General features: G+C 58.0%; 21 protein-coding genes and 1 tRNA gene. 7 read left to right on the top strand and 15 right to left on the bottom strand.

Translation table 11 applies throughout. The annotated features are described in order from the left end of the window. Positions 1-237: 237 nt before the first annotated feature. The 11 genes from ACJSDX_RS00005 to ACJSDX_RS00055 all read right to left on the bottom strand — a co-directional run bounded on the left by ACJSDX_RS00005 (position 238) and on the right by ACJSDX_RS00055 (position 10,593). Positions 238-314 (bottom strand) — tRNA-Met (locus ACJSDX_RS00005). Positions 315-476: 162 nt separating this feature from the next. Continuing rightward, positions 477-1,250 (bottom strand): 3-deoxy-manno-octulosonate cytidylyltransferase, encoded by a 774-nt coding sequence (gene kdsB / locus ACJSDX_RS00010; RefSeq protein ID WP_407992953.1) that lies wholly within the window; start codon positions 1,248-1,250, stop codon positions 477-479. Continuing rightward, positions 1,250-1,432: a Trm112 family protein gene (locus tag ACJSDX_RS00015; RefSeq protein ID WP_309566424.1), complete on the bottom strand. Its 183-nt coding sequence runs from the start codon at positions 1,430-1,432 to the stop codon at positions 1,250-1,252. The genes kdsB and ACJSDX_RS00015 overlap by 1 nt, the downstream gene beginning before the upstream one ends. Before the next feature lie 3 nt (positions 1,433-1,435). After that, positions 1,436-2,443: a tetraacyldisaccharide 4'-kinase gene (gene lpxK / locus ACJSDX_RS00020; RefSeq protein WP_407992954.1), complete on the bottom strand. Its 1,008-nt coding sequence runs from the start codon at positions 2,441-2,443 to the stop codon at positions 1,436-1,438. A 24-nt stretch (positions 2,444-2,467) separates the two neighbouring features. Further along, on the bottom strand, positions 2,468-4,219 hold the full coding sequence (gene msbA / locus ACJSDX_RS00025) for a lipid A export permease/ATP-binding protein MsbA (RefSeq protein ID WP_407992955.1): 1,752 nt from the start codon (positions 4,217-4,219) through the stop codon (positions 2,468-2,470). 19 nt (positions 4,220-4,238) lie between these two features. Next, positions 4,239-4,661 (bottom strand): ExbD/TolR family protein, encoded by a 423-nt coding sequence (locus ACJSDX_RS00030; RefSeq protein WP_309566418.1) that lies wholly within the window; start codon positions 4,659-4,661, stop codon positions 4,239-4,241. Then, positions 4,658-5,272, bottom strand: a complete 615-nt coding sequence (locus ACJSDX_RS00035; protein ID WP_407992956.1) for a MotA/TolQ/ExbB proton channel family protein — start codon at positions 5,270-5,272, stop codon at positions 4,658-4,660. The genes ACJSDX_RS00030 and ACJSDX_RS00035 overlap by 4 nt, the downstream gene beginning before the upstream one ends. A gap of 37 nt (positions 5,273-5,309) precedes the next feature. Then, complete coding sequence (locus ACJSDX_RS00040; protein WP_407992957.1) at positions 5,310-7,718, bottom strand: DNA internalization-related competence protein ComEC/Rec2; 2,409 nt, start codon at positions 7,716-7,718, stop codon at positions 5,310-5,312. Between the two features lie 13 nt (positions 7,719-7,731). Then, positions 7,732-8,409: a lipoprotein-releasing ABC transporter ATP-binding protein LolD gene (gene lolD, locus ACJSDX_RS00045; protein WP_407992958.1), complete on the bottom strand. Its 678-nt coding sequence runs from the start codon at positions 8,407-8,409 to the stop codon at positions 7,732-7,734. After that, positions 8,402-9,667, bottom strand: a complete 1,266-nt coding sequence (locus ACJSDX_RS00050) for a lipoprotein-releasing ABC transporter permease subunit (RefSeq protein WP_407992959.1) — start codon at positions 9,665-9,667, stop codon at positions 8,402-8,404. The genes lolD and ACJSDX_RS00050 overlap by 8 nt, the downstream gene beginning before the upstream one ends. Positions 9,668-9,774: 107 nt before the next feature. After that, positions 9,775-10,593: a PEP-CTERM sorting domain-containing protein gene (locus ACJSDX_RS00055; protein WP_407992960.1), complete on the bottom strand. Its 819-nt coding sequence runs from the start codon at positions 10,591-10,593 to the stop codon at positions 9,775-9,777. A gap of 292 nt (positions 10,594-10,885) precedes the next feature. On the opposite strand from ACJSDX_RS00055, the gene ACJSDX_RS00060 reads away from it, so the two are divergent. From ACJSDX_RS00060 to ACJSDX_RS00090, 7 genes are read left to right on the top strand one after another with little or no spacing between them, the layout of a single operon-like run. Then, the gene (locus ACJSDX_RS00060; RefSeq protein WP_309566407.1) at positions 10,886-11,485 is read left to right on the top strand and encodes a riboflavin synthase; all 600 of its coding nucleotides are present in this window, start codon (positions 10,886-10,888) and stop codon (positions 11,483-11,485) included. A gap of 35 nt (positions 11,486-11,520) precedes the next feature. Further along, positions 11,521-12,606 carry a bifunctional 3,4-dihydroxy-2-butanone-4-phosphate synthase/GTP cyclohydrolase II gene (gene ribBA, locus ACJSDX_RS00065; protein ID WP_407992961.1) on the top strand — a complete coding sequence of 362 codons (1,086 nt, stop codon included), beginning with the start codon at positions 11,521-11,523 and terminating at the stop codon, positions 12,604-12,606. Between the two features lie 51 nt (positions 12,607-12,657). Then, a complete protein-coding gene (locus ACJSDX_RS00070; RefSeq protein ID WP_309566402.1) occupies positions 12,658-13,227 on the top strand; it encodes a YqgE/AlgH family protein in 570 nt (189 codons plus the stop codon). After that, the gene (gene ruvX / locus ACJSDX_RS00075) at positions 13,220-13,660 is read left to right on the top strand and encodes a Holliday junction resolvase RuvX (RefSeq protein WP_407992962.1); all 441 of its coding nucleotides are present in this window, start codon (positions 13,220-13,222) and stop codon (positions 13,658-13,660) included. The genes ACJSDX_RS00070 and ruvX overlap by 8 nt, the downstream gene beginning before the upstream one ends. Beyond that, positions 13,657-14,181: a bifunctional pyr operon transcriptional regulator/uracil phosphoribosyltransferase PyrR gene (pyrR, locus tag ACJSDX_RS00080; protein WP_309566398.1), complete on the top strand. Its 525-nt coding sequence runs from the start codon at positions 13,657-13,659 to the stop codon at positions 14,179-14,181. The genes ruvX and pyrR overlap by 4 nt, the downstream gene beginning before the upstream one ends. Next, entirely contained in the window at positions 14,181-15,134 is a 954-nt protein-coding gene (locus tag ACJSDX_RS00085; protein WP_309566396.1) for an aspartate carbamoyltransferase catalytic subunit, read from the top strand. The genes pyrR and ACJSDX_RS00085 overlap by 1 nt, the downstream gene beginning before the upstream one ends. Continuing rightward, positions 15,131-16,405, top strand: a complete 1,275-nt coding sequence (locus tag ACJSDX_RS00090; protein WP_407992963.1) for a dihydroorotase — start codon at positions 15,131-15,133, stop codon at positions 16,403-16,405. The genes ACJSDX_RS00085 and ACJSDX_RS00090 overlap by 4 nt, the downstream gene beginning before the upstream one ends. A gap of 53 nt (positions 16,406-16,458) precedes the next feature. Here ACJSDX_RS00090 and ACJSDX_RS00095 read toward each other — a convergent pair whose 3' ends face one another. From ACJSDX_RS00095 to ACJSDX_RS00110, 4 genes are all read right to left on the bottom strand, one after another. Next, on the bottom strand, positions 16,459-17,910 hold the full coding sequence (locus ACJSDX_RS00095) for an acetamidase/formamidase family protein (protein ID WP_407992964.1): 1,452 nt from the start codon (positions 17,908-17,910) through the stop codon (positions 16,459-16,461). A gap of 180 nt (positions 17,911-18,090) precedes the next feature. Beyond that, on the bottom strand, positions 18,091-18,843 hold the full coding sequence (locus tag ACJSDX_RS00100; protein ID WP_309566391.1) for a TerC family protein: 753 nt from the start codon (positions 18,841-18,843) through the stop codon (positions 18,091-18,093). A gap of 56 nt (positions 18,844-18,899) precedes the next feature. After that, the gene (locus ACJSDX_RS00105; RefSeq protein WP_407992965.1) at positions 18,900-20,036 is read right to left on the bottom strand and encodes a PilT/PilU family type 4a pilus ATPase; all 1,137 of its coding nucleotides are present in this window, start codon (positions 20,034-20,036) and stop codon (positions 18,900-18,902) included. A gap of 18 nt (positions 20,037-20,054) precedes the next feature. Further along, a complete protein-coding gene (locus tag ACJSDX_RS00110) occupies positions 20,055-21,098 on the bottom strand; it encodes a type IV pilus twitching motility protein PilT (protein WP_309566387.1) in 1,044 nt (347 codons plus the stop codon). Positions 21,099-21,127 lie beyond the last annotated feature (29 nt).

Consider the following 21,127-nt stretch of genomic DNA (forward strand, 5'->3'; position numbering starts at 1 on the left):
ATCGGTTGTTCGTTTTGTTAAAGAGCAGGTTACTTCTTTTTACTCGCCGCCGATTCGTTTCGAATTCAGCGAGAGGGCGCATTATACAGACCTTTTAAACCAGGTCAAGCTAGTTTCGAAATTTATTCACTCAATCAATTTCGCTACCACCTTTACTGCACCGCCTCATTCAGCGAGCCGCGCATTTTACCGATCAGGATTTATATGTCAACACCAATTTGTAAAACTTGCTTTGTTTGGTTGCGGGGACAGGATTCGAACCTGTGACCTTCGGGTTATGAGCCCGACGAGCTGCCAGACTGCTCCACCCCGCGACCGATGTCGTTGCAACCCATTTCGTTAGATTTGTGTTGCGTCGAGAGGTGAAACTATAGCAAACCCAGAACTTCAATGTCAACGTATTTTTGGGGATTCACTGCAAGACATTCGGGTGCCAAATGCCGTTCTTTCTTGCAATCAATCGCTTAGCATCAAAATCACAGCAACTTATTTTCGTTGCTGATCACGACAGAGCGTACGTAAGCAAGGTCAGCTTCCGTATCCACGCCGCTCGCCGGCGCCTTTTCTGTGATTTCGACGCTAATTTTGTATCCGTGCCAAAGCACGCGCAATTGTTCCAGAGATTCAAAATGCTCAATCGCGGAAGGCGCCAGCGCCGCATAGGCTTGCAAGAATCCGGCGCGGTACGCATAGATACCTATATGCCGATAGATAGGCATATCAGCAGGAATATCCTGGTTGGCGGCAAAAGCATCCCTGGGATAAGGAATGGGGGCGCGGCTAAAGTAGAGTGCGTGCCCTTGTTGATCGAGGACGACTTTGACAATGTTGGGGTTCAGGATGGATGGCGTGTCATGCAGGGCATGACACGCAGTTGCCATGGAGGCTTCAGCGTGGGCGGAGAGGTTGCCGGCCACTTCCCCGATCAATAGCGGATCAATCAGCGGCTCATCCCCCTGCACATTGACGACGATCGTGTCATCGCTCCAGACGCGCTGCTGGACCACTTCGGCAATTCGATCCGTACCGGATGCATGATCCCCCCTGGTCATAACCACCTCATAACCATAACCCAAGACGGCTTCTTGGATGCGCTCATGATCTGTCGCGACGACAACTTCGGTCGCGCCGCTTGCGAGAGACTGCTCGATAACCCGCACGACCATCGGCTTGCCGGCAATATCAAGCAACGGCTTGCCGGGCAAGCGGCTGCTGGCATAGCGGGCGGGGATCACCACCTTGAACGACATTACTTAACCTCTTCTTCGGCTGGCAGCTTGCGCGCTTCATCCTCCAGCATGACAGGAATGCCGTCCTGTATGGGGTAAGCCAGCCGGCAAGGCTTACAGATCAGTTCCTGCTCGGCTTTTTTGTAATGCAAAGGCCCTTTGCAAATCGGGCATACCAGGATTTCAAGCAGTTTCGCATCCATCGATCAAATTTCCTTTTCTATAAGTCGCGTCAGGCGCGCTAGTATTTTTTCTGCAAGCGCACGGTCTATCTCGGCCGTGATGGGCATGAACCACCAGTTCTCTCTTGCAAACGCGGTGCACTTGACCGCATCCTTTTCCGTCATGAGGACGATATCATCCTTGGCAAACTGGAAATCATCCTCGCTATAGGCATGATGATCCGGGAAAGGGTGCGCTTCAACTATCAGGCCCATTTGTTCCAGCTGACCGAAGAACCTTTGTGGATTACCGATTCCCGCTACGGCATGCACGTGCTTGCCGATCAGTTCGGTCACCGCCATACGCTCCTCGGGAGAGTTCAGCTTGCGGAGATCATCCGGTACAAGATGCATGAGATAACCGCCGGCAGCAGGCGGCCCGCTATTGAAGACGACCGCATCCACGCCCTCGAGGCGCGCGCTGGATTCCCTCAGCGGCCCCGCAGGCAACAGCTGCCCGTTACCGAATATGCGTTCGCCATCGATGATGACGATTTCCATGTCGCGCTCGAGCGCATAATGCTGCAGGCCATCGTCGCTAATGATAAGGTTGCACTCCGGATAATCCCTTAGCAAATGACGCGCGGCCCGGGTGCGCTTACGACCAACATATAAAGGCAGGCCGGTCCGCTGAACCAGCAAGACGGGCTCGTCGCCCACTTCCTGGGGCAGGCTGTCTTTCGTGACCTGATGGGTATGGATCAACTTGCCGCCGTATCCGCGACTGATAATGCCGGGATACCAGCCGTTTTGCCGCAACTGCTGTACCAGCCAGATGACAAAGGGGGTCTTGCCCGTACCGCCGACATTGATATTGCCGACGATGATGACGGGAACCGGCAATTTCAGGGATTTGAGCAAGCGAAACCGGTAAGCCAGCCTACGCAGCGCGATCAAGATGCAGAAAAGCCAAGAAAACGGCCGGAGAACAAGCTGCCAGCCGGTACGTTGGTACCACTGGCGCTCCAGCCATCGGCTGAATGACTGGCCCATTGTCAACAACTCCTAGTGGGGCTATTAATGAAATTGTTTCTGGTAAAGCTTGGCGTAATGCCCGCCCAAAGCCAATAATTCTTCATGACTTCCCCCTTCGATAATCTGCCCCTGCTCCATCACCAAGATACGATCCGCGTTTTCTATGGTCGACAACCTGTGGGCAATCACAATTGAGGTTCGGTTCTGCATCAGTTCGTCCAGCGCCGCCTGCACATGACGCTCGGATTCGGTATCCAGCGCGGATGTCGCTTCATCCAGCAACAGAATGGGGGCGTTCTTGAGGATCGCACGCGCAATGGCCAGGCGCTGACGCTGGCCGCCGGAAAGGCGCACGCCGCGATCGCCGATCTCGCTCTGCAGGCCGTTAGGCAATTGCTGGATAAAATCCCAGGCATGCGCCGCCTTGGCGGCAGCGATCACTTCCTCCTCGCTGGCATTGCGCAACACGCCGTAGGCGATATTGTTGAACACGCTATCGTTGAAGAGGATGACGTCCTGACTGACCAGGGAAAATTGCTGGCGCAGGCTTTTCAGACTCATTTTGCGAATATCGATACCGTCGATCAGCACGCGCCCCTGCTGCGCCTCATAGAAACGAGGCAACAGGTTGACCAGGGTCGTCTTGCCACCGCCTGAGCGGCCTACCAAGGCGACTTTCTCGCCCGGTTTGACCGTGAAATTGAGATCGAGCAGGGCCGGGCGTTTTGCGGAAGGATACTGCAATGTCACATTATCAAACGCAATGGCGCCCTTGGCACGGCCAATCTCCTCGCCGCCTTCATCGACTTCCGGAACGCTGTCGATCAGCTCGAACACGCTATGCGCGGCCGCCAAGCCTACCTGCAACTCTTCATTCAAGCTGGTCAGCGTCTTGACTGGCCCGATCAGCATCAGCAAGGCACCGATGAAAGCCGCAAACTCGCCCGCACTGAATTTGCCCACAGCATAAAACACCACCAAGGCCAAAGCCACGCCCGCCAGCAACTCGATAACCATGCTGTTCATGCCGGAAAAACGCGCCAGGCGGATTTGCATATGGCGGTTCTTGCCCGCCACTTTGGCGAAGCGCTGATATTCGTAATCGCCGCCGCCGAATATTTTCACCATGCGCTGGCCGGACACGGCTTCTTCGACCGCCTGGGTCATTTCCCCCATGGTTTGCTGCACCGCCTTGCCCGAGCTGCGCAACCTTGGCGTCATGCTCTTGAGGTACCATGCCATGGCCGGGGCCACCACGGCAAAAATCAGGGTGAGCTGCCAATCCAGGTAGAGCATGTAGCCCACCATGCCGACAATGGTCAGCGTATCCCTCACGGCGCTCATGGCGACCTTGGTCGCGGCACCCGCCATCTGCTCGGTGTCATAGGTCAGCTTGGAGGTCACCACGCCGGCCGAAACAGCGTCAAAGAAACTCACCGGCAGGCTCATCAAGCGGCGGAACGTATCCTGGCGCAGATTCTCCACCACACGCCTTGCCACCCAGCGCATGGCAAAATTGGAGATGAAGCCGGCCAATGCCCGGATTGCCAACAATCCAAACAGCATGAATGGCAGGAGGTGCAGCTTGTTCGAATCCTGGTTGACGAAACCTTCATCGGTGACCAGCTTGATGGTAGCAAGGAATCCGGTATTCGTCGCTGAGAAGGTCACCAGCGCGATGACGCTGATCAGGAATACCAGCCAGTAGCGGGCGGCATATTTGAGAAGGCGCAGGTAGAGAACCCGCGCACTTTGCACGGAAGCGTCAGCCTTCCCAAGTGCATGTTTGGACATGATGGATACTTTTTAAAATTCAAGAACCAGAACGTGCTTGTGTTGCAAAAGTGATCTGGCTATACCCGGCCTGGCGCGAAGCCTCCATCACATTGACCACCGACTGGTGGCTGCTCTTGGCATCGGCACTGATGATGATGGTAGGATCCTTGCCGTCGCCGACAGCCTTTTTCAAGGCATCCGCGATACCAGCTACCGAGTCATCTGCCACGTCCTGGTTATTGATGACATAGTGGCCTGACTCATCGACCCCGACATTGATGACCAATGGCTTGTCTTGCGGGTTCTCCGCATCGGCGGTCGGCAGGTTGATCTGCAACTCCGTGACGCGCGAGAAAGTCGCACTCACCACCAGGAAGATGATGATCACCAGCAACACGTCGATCAACGGCACGAGATTCATTTCCAGATCTTCGTGCTTTTTACCTCGTTGGAAATTCATTCCTTGCGCTCACCATGGATGATTTCTACCAGCTTGACTGCTTCCTGCTCCATCTCGACGATGAAGCCGTCAATCTTGCCACGAAAATATCGGTAGAAAATCATGGCCGGCACTGCCACCACAATACCGCCGGCAGTATTGTAGAGCGCGACAGAAATGCCGCGTGCGAACTGAGCGACGTCATGCCCTGTTGCAGTAAAAGCGCCAAACAGCTCCACCATCCCGATTACGGTACCAAGCAGGCCAAGCAATGGCGCCACCGTCGCAATCGTTCCCAGGGTAGTCAGGTACTTCTCCAGCCTGTGCGCCACGGCGCGGCCGGATTCCTCGACCGCTTCCTTCATCACTTCGCGCGGCGCGCCCAGGTTCTTCAGCGCGCTCGCGAACACGTGGCCCAGCATGGAGTGCTTCTCCAGCCTGGACAAGGCTTCCACCGTCACACCCGCACGGCCCTGCCCCAGCCAGTTCTGCACTTCCGGCAGCAAGGCCTTGGGGACAATCTGCTGCTCGCGCAAGGCGATCAGGCGTTCGATGATAATGGCTACTGCGACGATTGAAGCAAAGATCAGCGGCCAGATCGGCCATCCTGCCGCTTTAATGATTTCCCACACAAATTGCCCCTAAGATGTTCTGTAAAGTGGCGTTACTTTATCGCGCGTTGCCGGTTTCAGCAAGGGAAGACGATATAAAACCAGCAGGTTGGTTGTACCAGTAGCGCTGTGACTTTTCCCGCCAGCGGGTGATTGCAATCCCGTGATGCTGTTTGAAATCCAACAGTACCGCACCATCATGGTCGGAGCGGTAGAGACTGGCTCCCGCAGCGGCATACCTTGCCACGACATCCTGCCGGGGATGACCGAAACGGTTGCGGTAGCCCGCGGTGAAAATCACGGCCTGCGGTTTGGCTGCCGCCACAAACCCGGGCGTGGAAGAAGTGCGGCTGCCATGATGCGGCGCCACCAGCACATCCGCGGCAATGCCTTGTCCTGCCGCATCCAGCAGGTCGGCCTCGGCGGAGCGCTCAATATCTCCCGGCAGCAGCAATGTCCCCGCGGCACTGCGGATATGCAGCACGCAACTGCGGTTGTTGGTTTTGACTCCGGCAGGCAAATCGGCTGCATTGGCGGGATAAAGCATTTCAAAGCCGACGCCGTCCCAGCTCCATTTCTGCCCGGACCGGCAGGGCGAATGCCGCAGATTGCCAAGCTCGGGCTTTTCCCGCGGCAAGGAGCTGAGCATCCAATCTATTGGCATGGCGGCAATCACCGAGCCCATGCCTCCGGTGTGATCCAAGTCGTCATGGCTCACGATCAAGCCATCAAGGCGCTTAACTCCCGTACCGTTGAGGTAGGGCACGACCACTCTATTGCCGCTGTCGCTTTCACTGGAGAACCTGGGGCCGGTGTCATACAGCAGCACATGGTTCTGCGTATTGACCACGACCGCCAGACCTTGCCCCACGTCCAGCACGGCCACCCGCATATCGCCCCGCGCAGGCACGGAAGGCACATCGAGGAACAGCGGCAATATGCCGGCCAGCCCCAGCCAGCGCAACGGAATCCCGCGGGGCAACAACAGGCAGGCCACGCCTGCCACGGCCAACAGCATGGCAGGGATCGACGGCATGTGCTGCTGCCATATTGCAGAAGGCAATGCGCTCATCCACAGCAATAGCGCCATGGCAAGCTGCATGATCCAATGTGCGAGCCACAACAGGGAATCCAGCGGCAGGAAACTGCCAAGCAAGGTCAATGGCACAATCACTAGGCTGACCAGCGGAATGGCAAACGCATTGGCAAGCGGGGAGATCAAGGACACTTGTCCGAAAAATATGAGCAAGACCGGCATCAAGCCTATGGTCACGGCCCATTGCGTCAACATGGCATCCCGCAGCCAGTGGGGCTTTTGCAGGCGTCCGCCCAGCGCATAGGCCATCACCGCCACCGCACCGAACGAAAGCCAGAACCCGGTGGCAAGCACGGCCCAGGGATCAATCAATACCACGACAAGCAAGGAAAGCAGCAAGACCCTGCCGATAGATACCCGCCGGCCCGACCAGAATGCCAATGCAATGACCGACAACATATATAAGGTACGCTGTGTCGGGATGGAAAACCCTGCCACCAGCGAATATGCTACCGCCGTCACCACTCCCGCGGCCAGCCCGGCCTTGCGTGCGGGCCAGCGCAGCGTCCAGTATGGCACCCGCCGCCAGATGCCGAACACCAGCGCATACACTATTCCCGACAACATGGTGATATGCAGGCCGGAGATGCTGACAAGATGGATGATGCCGGTGCGGCGGAATACCTGCCAATCTTGCTGGCTGATGGCGTCGTCCTCGCCGATTGCCAACGCCTTCAACACGCCGGCATAAGGCCGGTCCTGCAACACATCCGCCATGCGCCGGCTGACCGACTCCCGCACCATGTCCACCCAGTAAGCCGGCCTGTGCACCCGCGCGTCCAGGCGGACAGCAGCGGGCGACTGCCGTACGTAACCGCTGGCGCGGATGTTGCGTTCCAGCATCCATAGCTCGAAATCATATCCATGCGGATTGGATGTGCTGTGCGGCCGTTTCAGCCGCAGCGTCAATTGCCAGCGCTCTCCTGCATGGAAACGCGGCATATCGGCATTCTGCGTCTTGGGTGCAGTATTTTCCAACGAGAACCCGCCTGCATACTGGATCAAGGAAACTCGACTAGGTACAACCGCCCCCGGCGTCTGGACCTGCTCGACATCGAAATCAAAGCGTTCGCCGCGATCATGCATGCCGGGAAGGCTTGCCACTACGCCGACAATGGCAATATCGCGCCCTTCCCACTCGGGAGGCAGCTCATCCGCCATCCGGCCATGGGCCAGCCATGCCGCCCAGCAGAAGCCGAACGCCAACCCCAGCACCGCCAAGAGCATGTGACGGATAACCGGCTGCGTGCGGAAGCAATAAAACAGAAGAATCAAGGGAATCAGGCCCCATCCCCAGGACAGGGATGGCAGCCACGGCAACTGCTGCAATACCCAGGCACCGGCTACAAATGTCAGTGCGAACGCGGGCATCTTCAGTCACTAGTCAGATGGCGTGCAACCTGCCATCTTGGAGACGATATTGCCGCTGCATGCGCGCAGCCAGCTCAAGATCGTGGGTGACGACAACCAGGCCCACGCCCTGCTCGCGGTTTAATGCAAGCAAAAGGTCAAACACTCCCTCGGCAGTATGCCGGTCGAGGTTGCCGGTAGGTTCGTCGGCGAGCACGCAGCGCGGACTGGTCACCAATGCCCGCGCCACGGCGGCACGCTGCCGCTCGCCGCCGGAAAGCTCGCCCGGCATATGCTCCAGCCTGTGGCCCAGCTCGACCTTCACCAGCACGTCCCTTGCCTGCTCCAATGCCTCATCCCGCGGCAGACGGCGAATCATCAATGGCAGCGCCACATTCTCCAGGGCGGTGAATTCCGGCAACAGGTGGTGGAACTGGTAGACGAAGCCCAACGCCTGATTGCGCAACTCTCCCCGCTCGGCTTCGCTCAGTGCCGCCAGCGGCTTGCCCATCACCTGCACGCTGCCCGCGCTTGGTTCATCCAGTCCGCCAAGCAAGTGCAGCAAGGTGCTTTTGCCGGAACCTGAAGTGCCGACAATGGCGATCTGCTCCCCGGCATCCACTTGCAGGCTGATGCCGTTGAGCACGGCGACATCGAGACCGGTATAGGTTTTCTGCAAATCAACGCATTGCAGGATGGTGGGATTACTCATAACGCAGCGCCTCCGCCGGGTTGACCCTGGCAGCGCGCCAGCTTGGGTAAAGCGTCGCCAGCAGGCTCAGCACGAAAGACAAGACCACGATCACCGTAACGTCGGACCATAGCAACCTGGATGGCAGGTCGCTGATGTAGTACACATCTTTGGCCAGGAACTGCACCCCGAGCATGCGCTCGATAAATGGCACGATCGTGTCGATATTGAATGCGATCAATACGCCGAAGAATGCGCCGACCACTGTCCCGATCACGCCGATCAGCGCGCCCTGCACGATAAATATTTGCATGATGCTGCGCGGGCTGGCGCCGAAGGTGCGCATGATGGCGATATCCGCGCGCTTGTCCGTCACCGCCATCACCAGAGTGGACACAATATTGAAGGCGGCGACCGCGACAATCAGGGCAAGGATGATGAACATCACGCGCTTTTCCATCTGGATGGCGCGGAAGAAGTTCGCATGCTGCTGCGTCCAATCGCTGATGTAATAGTTGCCGGTCCCCATCAGGCGATCCCCCAGCTGCCGGGCGACAGCAGGAGCGTTAAACAAATCGTCCAGCTTGAGGCGCACGCCGGAAACATTCTTGCCCATGCGATACAGCTTGGCCGCATCGTCGAGATGGATCAGCGCCAGCCCGGAGTCGTATTCGAACATGCCGATCTCGAACATGCCGACCACCTTGAACTGCTTGATGCGCGGCACTACGCCGGTCGGCGTGAACTGGCCCTGCGGCGCCATCAATACTACCTTGTCGCCCAACACCACGCCCAGGGACTGGGCCAGCTCGGAGCCTAGCACCACGCTGAACTCGCCGGGCTTGAGGTCGCTTAATCGCCCAGCCCGCATATGGCTGCCCAGCTCGGCCACCTTATCCTCGGCATTGGGAAGCACCCCGCGGATAATCGCCCCTTGCACGGCCTGGCCGAACGAGAGCATGCCCTGCGCCATGACGTATGGCGCTGCGGCCTGCACATGCGGAGCCCCGTCCACCTTCTGCTCCAGACCGCGCCAATCCTCCAGCACATTGTTCGGACCCGTGATCTGCAAATGCGAAGCCACGCCGAGGATGCGGCTGCGCAACTCCTCCTGGAAGCCATTCATGACCGAGAGCACCACGATCAAGGCCGCCACGCCCAGCCCGATGCCGACCATGCTGGTGAGGGAAATAAAGGAAATGAAGTGATTACGTCTTTTTGCCCGCGTATAGCGCAAGCCGACAAAAAGCTCGAAGGGAAGTTGTCTGAAAAATGCCATGCCGCATTCTAGCGTGAAAGGGACTCAAGTACAGCATTGACCATGATCGAAGCCAATAAAAAAGCCCTTCCATTATCGGAAGGGCTCTTGTTGATGCCTAGTGCTGTTTAGAAGCGGATGGTATTGGCACGGCGGCGGCGCGCAACGAACGCCACCACGCCCATGCCAAGCAGCAGCATGCCGTATGTTGCTGGCTCAGGTACTGCCGCAATTGAAGTGAACACAACCAGATCCTGGTAGTTCTTGTTCTTCAGATAGGTCAAGCTGTAGTCGCCGGTAGCCAGCACGCTGTCATCGGCGATACCGGCCAGCCATGTCTTTGCCAGGTTGATTGCAGCCAGCGACTCAGGATCATCCACGGTCACGTATTCATAATGACCAGGCGTATACCACCAGCCACTCCAGGAGCCAGGCACATATTCCTTAGTAGTGGTCGTTGTATTGTCAGCCTGAAAATCATTCCTATCCAGATTGAATGCATAGCGCGATGGCTCATACACGATTTCCCAAACTGCCACTTGGAAAGCAGCGGAAGAAACGGCATCGTTCACGGAGGAATAGTATTTATTCGCCAGGGAAGTCAGGTTGCTGGCAATATTGGAACTGAAAGTACCTTCAGTATAAGTTGCTGACTGCTCAAAAGACCTATACCCCTGCAACAAGTCGACACAAAAGGCGACGAAAGATGTGTTGTCAGACCACTTGCCGGAATAGGCGCCGGCATCGACAAATCCGGACACGCTGTTTTTCAAACTAACGTCAACCTCGATAACATCCTGCTTGCTGGAAAACTCATAACCAGTCAGTGTTGCCTTGATACCTGTTTCCTCAACTGGCGAATGGCCCCATGCCGCCAATGTAGATTGGCTGACAATGGATGCGCCGATCAGTAGCGTGCTAACAACAGTCCCCTTGAAATTCAACATTACAAACCTTTCTATCATTCTCACCGCACTGCCTCATGGACAAGCAGAATTTTTATGGGTATGGGCTCAGGTTTCGCCCCGTTTTGATACTGGAGCGCAGTATAAGAGCAATTTCATTTGTTGCATTTAGTACGTCTGGACTAATTAGTACCATCGGACTAATCTCCGGCTCATCAAATTAAGCAGTTAATTTTATTGAGACTTTACAATTCAAAATCAGCACATGAAAAGCGTTTAGCTCCCGAACAGAATTCCGCCAACACCGCCCGTGGGTCTGCTAGAATTCACACTTATGTTTACCGGCATTATTCAGGCTCAAGGCCACATCAAGACCATCACTCCCCATGGCGACGATGCCAGGCTCGTGATCGATACAGGCAACCTCGACCTGCAGGATGTCGCGATTGGCGACAGCATTGCAGTCAATGGCGTATGCCTGACCGTCGTCACATTGGGGACGGACACGTTTGAGGCGGATGTTTCCAAGGAAACCCTGTCATGCACCGTTGGATTGGATACCCTGCGCGAGGTCAACCTGGAAAAAGCCTTGCGGCTTTCCGACCGCCTGGGCGGCCATCTGGTCAGCGGGCATGTAGACGGCGTAGGCCAGGTCATCCGCTTTGAACCGGTCGGCGAAAGTATGCTGCTGGCCGTGCGGGCGCCGAACCCATTGTCGCGCTACATTGCAGTGAAGGGCTCCATCACGGTCGACGGCGTCAGCCTGACTGTCAACCATGTAGATGGCGACGACTTCAACGTCAACCTCATTCCGCACACGGTCGAAGTCACGACCTTGAAAGGGCTGGGCGTGGGCAGCCGGGTCAATCTTGAAATAGACCTCATTGCCCGTTATGTGGACCGTATGACGCAATGGAGCGACATTCCGGCCTGAACTTTCCGCATCGGCACTCATCACTTACACACATCATGATCAGCCCAACCATAGAAATCATTGAAGAAATGCGCCAGGGGCGCATGGTAATCCTCGTTGACGAAGAAGACCGCGAAAACGAAGGCGACCTCGTGCTTGCCGCCCAGTTCACCACTGCCGAACATATCAACTTCATGGCGAAGCATGGCCGCGGGCTGATCTGCCTGACCTTGACGGAAGAGCGTTGCAAGCAACTCAACCTGCCCGCAATGGTGCAGAAGAACGGCAGCGGCATGGGCACCAATTTCACGGTATCCATTGAGGCCGCCACGGGCGTGACGACGGGGATCTCCGCCAGCGACCGGGCCAGGACGATACAGGCCGCAGTAGCGCCAAATGCGAAACCCGCCGACATTGTCAGCCCTGGTCACATATTCCCGGTGGCGGCGCAGAATGGCGGCGTGCTGGTGCGTGCCGGCCACACCGAGGCAGGATGCGACCTCTCTGCCCTGGCCGGCCTCACCCCTGCGTCCGTCATCTGCGAGATTCTCAAGGAAGATGGCAGCATGGCCAGGCTGCCGGACCTGATTAAGTTCGCCAAGCAGCACAACCTCAAGATCGGCACCATCGCCGACCTGATCCAATACCGCAACGAGAACGAGTGCCTGGTCAAGCGCGCCGCAGAACGTGAAGTCACTACGCCGTACGGCCCGATGCGCCTGATTGCCTATGCCGACATGATCGCCAAGGAAACCCACCTGGCGCTGGTCAAGGGCGAGATCACTCCCGACAAGGAAATCCTGGTACGCGTTCATGAGCCGCTTTCCGTGTTTGACCTCATCGACGAAAGTAGCCGCTCACATTCGTGGAACACCTTGCAGGCAATGCGCAAGATCCAGGAGGCCGACGCTGGCGTCGTCGTCTTGCTGCACAATGGCGAGAATGCGGAAGACCTGGTGGAACGCATCAAGTTTGCCGACGAACCGGTGCGCATCCGCCAGGACTTGCGCAACTACGGCATAGGTTCGCAAATCCTGCTGGATCTCGGCGTGAAGAAAATGAAGCTATTGGCTGCGCCGCGCAAGATGCCGAGCATTGTCGGTTTCGGCCTGGAAATCACCGGCTACGTCGAGACGCCCTGACCGGCTGATGCAAGCCATGATGTGAGAATCGTTATGTGAGATAATAGCAGCGTGGAAAACGTTAATCTCACTGGTCAGTTTCTGGTTGCCATGCCCGCCATGACCGACCCCTATTTTGCAAAGTCGGTGACCTTCATCTGCGAACACAATGCCGACGGCGCCATGGGCATCGTCATCAATCGTCCTATCGACATGACCCTGCAGGCATTGTTCAAGCAACTGAACCTGCCGCTCTCCAGCCCACTGACGGATAAGCCCGTCTATTTCGGCGGACCGGTACAGTTGGATCGCGGCTTCGTCCTGCACCAACCGCTGGAAGACTGGGACTCCACCCTCAGCATCGACGGCGATACCGGCCTCACCACTTCCAAGGACATCCTGCAGGCCGTTGCCGAAGGCCACATTCCGCACAACTTCCTGGTCAGTCTCGGCTATGCCGGCTGGTCGGCAGGCCAACTGGAACAGGAGCTTGCGCAGAATGCCTGGCTGACGGTCGAGGCGACGCCGGAACAGCGCAATCACTTATTATTCGGCTTGCCCGCGGAAGAAAAGGTACAGGCCACCATGGCACTGCTGGGGCTTGATTTCGCCCGCTTTGCGGAGGAAGCCGGGCATGCCTGAGCCGGCAGCCGGCCACCAAGGCTGCGTGCTCGGATTCGACTTCGGCGAAAAACGCATCGGCGTGGCAATCGGCGAACACCTGCTCGGCATTGCCCATCCGCTCGCGACCATCGATACCGAAGCCAATGACAAACGTTTTGCCACCATTGCCGACCTCATCGAGGAATGGCAACCGGTGGCGCTGGTGGTCGGGCTGCCAAGCTACCTCAATGGCGACGAGCATGCGTTGACCCAGCTATGCCGCAAGTTTGCACGCCGCCTGGAGGGTCGCTTCAACCTGCCTGTCGCATTGGTCGACGAGCGCTTAAGCTCAGCGGAAGCCAGCCAGTCGCTCAAGCAAAGCGGCATCACCGGCCGCAGGCAGAAACCCATGCTGGACCAGGTGGCTGCGCAACATATATTGCAATCCTATTTTGACGGACTTGCCCCATGACATTGAACATTCAATTACCCGATGCGGAAGCGCTCCTCCTGACTCTGGAGCAGAAACTCGCCCCATTCATCCAGCCGAAAACCGCCATCGTGGGCATCCACAGCGGCGGCGCGTGGATTGCGGAGCGCCTGTTCCCCCGGCTGCAGTCATCCCATCCCGGCTGCTCGCTGGAATTAGGCATGCTCGACAGCTCTTTCTACCGGGACGATTACAGCCAGCGCGGCCTGCACGCGGACACGCGCCCATCGCAAATCCCGTTCGACGTGGAAGAGCGCCACATCATCCTGCTCGACGACGTGTTCTATACCGGGCGCACCATTCGCGCCGCCATGAACGAGCTGTTTGATTACGGCAGGCCCGCCAGCATCAGCTTGGCCGTACTGGTGGACCGCGGCGGCCGCGAGTTGCCGATCTGCCCGCAGGTGGCTGCGCTGCAACTGGATATTCCACCCGATCAGAAATTACAATTATCCCGCGATGAACACCATCAACTCCAATTCAGCCTGGAGGCAAGTGCCTGATGCATAATCCTCAACTGACCAAGGACGGCAAGCTCAAGCACCTGCTCACGACGGAAGGGCTGCCCCGCGCCATCCTCAACCAGATACTGGATACCGCCGAATCCTTCGTCGGCGTTGCCGAGCGCGAAGTCAAGAAAGTGCCTTTGCTGCGCGGCAAGACCGTCTGTAACATCTTCTTCGAGAACAGCACGCGCACCCGGACGACATTCGAAATCGCAGCCAAGCGCCTTTCGGCGGACGTCATCACGCTGAATGTGGGTACTTCCTCGCAATCCAAGGGCGAAACCATCCTCGACACCATCGACAACCTGACCGCCATGCATGCCGACATGTTCGTCGTACGCCATGCGGAATCCGGCGCGGCCCATTTCATCGCGCAGCATGTCGCCCCGCATATCCATGTCATCAATGCCGGCGACGGCCGACATGCGCACCCGACCCAGGGCCTGCTCGATGTCTTCACCATCCGCCGCTACAAGCCGGACATGCACAACCTGCGCGTGGCCCTGGTAGGCGATGTGCTGCATTCACGCGTGGCACGCTCCGAAATCCACGCGCTTACCACCCTGGGCGTGCCCGAGGTTCGCGTCATCGCGCCCAAGACGCTGCTGCCGCAACACGTGGAAAAACTCGGGGTACAGGTCCATCACGATATGCGCGAAGGCCTGAAAGACGTGGACGTCGTCATGATGCTGCGCTTGCAGAACGAACGCATGAACGGCGCCTTGCTGCCCAGCGCTCAGGAATACTTCAAGTGTTACGGGCTCACGCCGGAAAAACTTGCCTTTGCCAAGCCGGATGCCATCGTCATGCACCCGGGTCCCATGAACCGCGGCGTGGAAATCGATTCCGCGGTGGCCGATGGCAAGCAATCCGTGATTCTTCCCCAGGTTACCTACGGCATTGCGGTACGCATGGCCGTCATGAGCATCCTCGCAGGAAACTCCGAATGAACATCCATATCAAGCAGGGGCGGCTGATCGACCCAAGACACCATGTCGATGCGGTACAAGACCTTTACGTCAGCAATGGCAAGATCGCGGGCATAGGCGATATGCCGGCGGACTTCAAGGCAGACCAGGTGATCGATGCCGACGGGCTGATCATCTGCCCGGGCCTGGTGGACGTCTCGGTCCGCCTGCGAGAGCCCGGCAACGAATACAAGGCGTCGCTGAAGAGCGAACTTCATGCTGCGGTTGCGGGCGGCGTCACCAGCGTGGCCTGCCCGCCGGATACCGACCCGGTGCTCGACGAATCCGGCCTGGTCGAAATGCTGAAGCACCGCGCCAAGCAGCTCCATTTGAGCAATGTCTATCCCTTGGGGGCGCTCACCCGCCAACTCGCCGGCAAACAGCTCACGGAAATGAGCGAGCTCACCGAGGCAGGCTGCGTCGGCTTTTCCCAGGCAGACGAGCCGATCGTCGACACCCTGGTGCTATGGCGCGCCCTGCAGTACGCCGCCACATTCGGCTTTACCGTCTGGCTGCGCCCGCAGGAGCCCTACCTGGCGCAAGGCGGGGTCGCGCATGATGGGGAAGTTGCCGCGCGCCTCGGCCTCAAGACTATCCCAGTGGCTGCTGAAACCCTGGCGCTCGCCACCATCCTGCACATCGTCCGTGAAACTGGGGCCAAGGTGCACCTGTGCCGGCTTTCCAGCGCCGAAGGCGTCGCCATGGTGCGCGAAGCCAAGCAGCAAGGCCTGCAGATCAGTTGCGACGTCAGCGTCAACCACCTGCACCTCACTGAACATGACATCGGCTTCTTCGACGCCAATTGTCACCTGAGGCCTCCATTGCGCAGCCAGCGCGACCGCGATGCCCTGCGCCAGGGCCTGGCCGACGGCACCATCGACCTCGCATGCTCGGACCATGCGCCGGTGGATGAAGACGCCAAGCTGGTGCCGTTCGGCGAAGCGGAGGCCGGCGCGACAGGTCTGGAGCTGCTGCTGCCGCTGACGCTGAAATGGGCCGAGGAACAGAAGGTTGCCCTGGTCGACGCATTGGCGCGCATCACCAGCGCGCCAGCCACCAGCCTGGGGATCAGCCAAGGCCATCTGGAATTGGGCGCTCAAGCCGATATTTGCATTTTCGACCCGCAGCAATACTGGAACGTGAAAGCGGCAAACCTGCTGAGCCAGGGAAAGAACACGCCATTTAACGGCCTGGAGCTGGCAGGCAAGGTACGCTATACGCTGGTTAACGGCGAGATTGCCTACAAGGACTAGAGCATCAGGCGCCCCGCCGTCAAGTAGGGCGCCTGTCACGCCAGCGAGCCAAACTAGACATCGCGTGCCGGGAAAATACCTTTCTTCACCACGGCATGCACGCCCCAGTTGCCATCCACCACCTGGGTGACGCCGAAGTCGACGCCGATCGACATCAGTGAAACCGCCTCGTCCTCGCTCAAATGCTGGGTATGCATGAGGAAATGCCGCATCTTGCGGAATGCGTCCTTGAGTGCGAGATCCAGCGAGGATTTGGAGAAGATGCTGTTTTGCGCATCAGCGCCAAGCTCGGCCAGGTAGTTGGCATAACTGAAGCCGTGCAGCACCCATTCATCCTGGGTTTCCAGCAACGGATATTGCAGGCTTTCCAGTGCGGTCCCCGCCAGGTCGGCCTTCTTGTGCAGGATAAACTGGAAGGTGCCGGTCAAGGAGCACTCGATCGCGGTGCCGCACATTTCGGAATCGCCCTGCGAGGCATGCGGATCCCCCACCGAGAACATGCCGCCCGGCACTGAAACTGGGTAATACATGGTCGCGCCCTTGCCGATGCGCCAATTGTCGATATTGCCGCCGGTATAGCTCGGCGGGATGGAGTTCACCATGTCGGCTTCCACTGGCGCCAACCCCATGGTGCCGAAATGCGGGCGTACCGGGACGCGGATATTTTTCAGCACGTCGTAATTCTTGCTGATGGTGCTGTGATCCACAGGCACGCCCGGGTAATCGACAATCGGGTGCACCACGCCGAAAGGATCGGTCTGCGGCGTCCAGCGGTAGTTATAGAATGCCCGGGCCCAGTTGCGCTCGCCTGTGGCATCCAGTTCATAGATCGTCACCACTTCGCGCTTCTTCGGTTCTTCTATCAGGTCGTTATAATGAAAGCCCCAGTTGGCGGCAACATTGGAGCCGAAAGCCTTGCCCTTGAATTCGGGGTTGGCGCTCGGGCGCAAGGCCACATCGACAATCCGCACTTCCAGCACGTCACCCGGCTGCGCGCCCTTGACCGCAACCGGCCCGGTACAGATATGCACGCCCAGGCCGCCGCCGGCCCCGAGCTTGTGATCCATCGGCCCTATGCCGCGCCGATCCACATTCTTGCGCTTGCTGTCCCAATAAAACACGCTTTCGGCGCCAGGGTCGCCCTTGACCATGAGCGATGCATCGTCATTGGAATGGTGGGTCAATGTCTCCATGGTGGCGAAGTCACCCGACTCAAGCTCCACAAGGGGTTTCAAGGATTTACTGAAGAACCCCCAATTCACGGTTTTATCGTTGGCGGGAATATAGTAATGGGTAGCATGCCCTGTGGAAGAACCAGACTTGGGCGTAGTCTGGCCAAAAGCACTGGCACTGATACCCATGCTTGCCGCAGAGGCGAGCACGCCGCCAACGGCAAAGTCGCGCATGAAATCGCGCCTGCCTTCCTGAAACTCCTGCTGGATTTCCGGGTTATCCGCTGCATGTGAATGATGACGGCACCCTTGCTGACAGACATGCTCACTCATTTAGCCAACTCCCATGATATTGAAAAGATCATTAGGAGCCAAAGCAATATGGATACCAAATGAGTGTATGTATAAAATTACATATTACTCAGCAAGATAGGCTGAAATAAATTTGCTTTCTTATCTTGCTCCGCGCACCATGATTTAACGCCGTGCACTATTGCAGCACATGGCAAATCATTATTGCATCGGTTTCTTGCGCAGCTTTACCGGCTTTCTTTCACTCACGCGCTTGCGCATGCGGATGTTGAGCATTTCCACCGCCACCGAGAACGCCATCGCGAAATAGATGTAACCCTTGGGCACGTGAACGTCGAACCCCTCCACCATCAGCGTGACGCCCACGAGGATCAGGAACGACAAGGCAAGAATCTTGATGGTGGGATGGTTGTCGACGAAATCCCCGATCGACTTGGCGGCAAACAGCATCACGCCGACCGCGATGATGATGGCCGTCGCCATGATGCCGACATGGTCGGCAAGCCCGACCGCGGTAATCACGGAATCCAGTGAAAAGACGATATCCAGCACCGCGATCTGCACCAGCACCATGCCCATGCTGTTGACCGCGACATGGCCGTCCCCATGCCCATCCATGCCCTCGAGGCTGTTATGGATTTCGTGGGTGGCCTTGGCGAGCAGGAACAAGCCGCCGCCGATCAGGATCAAGTCGCGGCCTGAAATTTCCACGCCCGCGATCTCGAACCAGGGCTTGGTCAGCCCCATGACCCAGGAAATGGAGAACAGGAGCGCCAGGCGCGCGATCATCGCCAGGCTGAGCCCGAGCCGCCTGGCGGTATTGCGCTGCTTTTCCGGCAGGCGGCCGACCAGGATGGAGATGAAGATGATATTGTCTATGCCGAGGACGATTTCCAGGGCGGTCAACGTTGCGAGTGCGATCCAGGCTTCGGGGCTTGCCAACCATTCCAGCATATCAAGCTTTCAGAAAAGAAATTGTGAATTGCCAGCAACCATGCTGGCATGGCAGGTTACACTATACCGAGATTATCCAATCCTGCGGAAAGGTCACGGTCTTTTGCATCCTTGCCTTCCAGCTTGATCCTGAGCCTGAGGTCGTTGACCGAATCCGCATTGCGCAAGGCATCCTCATAGGTGATGAGGCCAGCCTCGTGCAGGTCGAACAGCGACTGGTCGAACGTCTGCATGCCCAGTTCGCGAGACTTGGCGATAATGTCCTTGATCTCGTGCACATCCCCCTTGAAGATCAGGTCGGAAATCAGGGGCGAGTTGATCATGATTTCCATGGCAGCCACCCGCCCCGTGCCGTCTTTACGCGCAATCAGGCGCTGGGAGACAAAAGCCTTCACGTTGAGCGACAAATCCATGAGCAGCTGGTGCCGACGCTCCTCGGGAAAGAAGTTGATGATGCGGTCCAGCGCCTGGTTGGTGCTGTTCGCATGCAGAGTCGCCATGCATAGGTGGCCGGTCTCGGCGAAGGCGATCGCGTAATCCATGGTTTCGCGGTCGCGGATCTCGCCGATCAGGATCACGTCGGGCGCCTGACGCAAGGTGTTCTTGAGCGCGGTATGCCAGTTGTCGGTGTCGACGCCGATCTCGCGCTGGGTGATGATGCAGTTCTTGTGCTCGTGCACGAACTCGATCGGGTCTTCGATGGTGATGATGTGGCCGTGGCTGTTTTCATTGCGGTAACCGACCATCGCTGCCAGCGATGTGGACTTGCCCGAACCGGTGCCGCCGACGAAGATCACCAGCCCGCGCTTGGACTGCGCCACGTCCTTGAGCACCTCAGGCAGCCCCAGCTCCTCGAGGCGCGGAATCTTGGTAGTGATGGTGCGGAACACCAGCCCGACGCTGCCGCGCTGCACGAAGGCATTGACGCGGAAACGCGCCACGCCGGGCATGCCGATCGCGAAGTTGCACTCTCGCGTCGCCTCGAATTCCGCGGCCTGCTTGTCGTTCATGATCGCACGCGCAATCTCGCGCGCCTGTTGCGGCGTTAACGCCTGCTGCGTCACTGGCGTCATTTTTCCGTCGATCTTCATCGCGGGCGGATAGGCGGCCGTAATGAAAAGGTCGGATGCCTTCTTGCCCAGCATCAACCGCAACAGGTCGAATACAAACTTCTCCGCTTGCCCTTGATCCATGCTATTCCTTAATCCCGGTTAGCCGACGAAGGCATCCTTGTTGGCAGCCTTGGTTCTTGCCTCGGCCAGGGAAATCACGTTGCGCCGCACCAGGTCCTGCAGGTTCTGGTCCAGCGTCTGCATGCCGACGTTCTGCCCGGTCTGGATCGCGGAATACATCTGCGCGATCTTGTTCTCGCGGATCAGGTTGCGGATCGCGGGCGTGCCGATCATGATCTCGTGCGCCGCCACGCGGCCTTGCTCGTCCTTGGTCTTGCACAGGGTCTGCGAGATCACGGCGCGCAGCGATTCGGAGAGCATGGAGCGCACCATTTCCTTCTCGGCCGCGGGAAACACGTCAACGATACGGTCTATGGTCTTGGCTGCGGAACTGGTATGCAAGGTGCCGAACACCAGATGGCCGGTCTCGGCGGCGCTGAGTGCGAGGCGGATGGTTTCCAGGTCGCGCATTTCGCCGACCAGGATCACGTCCGGATCCTCGCGCAGGGCTGAGCGCAAGGCATTGGCGAAAGACAGGGTATGCGGCCCGACCTCGCGCTGGTTGATCAGGCACTTTTTCGAGGTATGCACGAATTCGATCGGGTCTTCCACGGTGAGGATATGGCCAAACTCGTTTTCATTGATGAAATCGATCATCGCCGCCAGCGTAGTGGATTTACCGGAGCCGGTCGGCCCGGTCACCAGCACGATGCCGCGCGGGTTCTGCGCAATCTCGCGGAAAATAGGCGGACAGCCGAGCTGCTCCATGGTCAGCACCTTGGAGGGAATGGTACGGAACACCGCGCCCGCGCCGCGGTTCTGGTTGAAGGCATTGACGCGGAAACGCGCCAGGTTGGGAATCTCGAAGGAAAAATCGCACTCCAGCGTTTCCTCGTACACCTTGCGCTGGCCGTCGTTCATGATGTCGTACACCATGTCGTGCACTGCGCTGTGGTCCAGCGGCGGCACGTTGATCTTGCGCACATCGCCATGCACCCGGATCAACGGCGGCATGCCCGCCGAAAGGTGCAAGTCGGAAGCCTTGTTTTTGACCGAGAACGCCAGCAAATCAGAAATATCCAAAACAGGCTCCTGTTATAATTCCGCACCTG

This window comes from Methylobacillus draconifructus, assembly GCF_045984355.1.
Lineage (GTDB): Bacteria > Pseudomonadota > Gammaproteobacteria > Burkholderiales > Methylophilaceae > Methylobacillus > Methylobacillus flagellatus_A.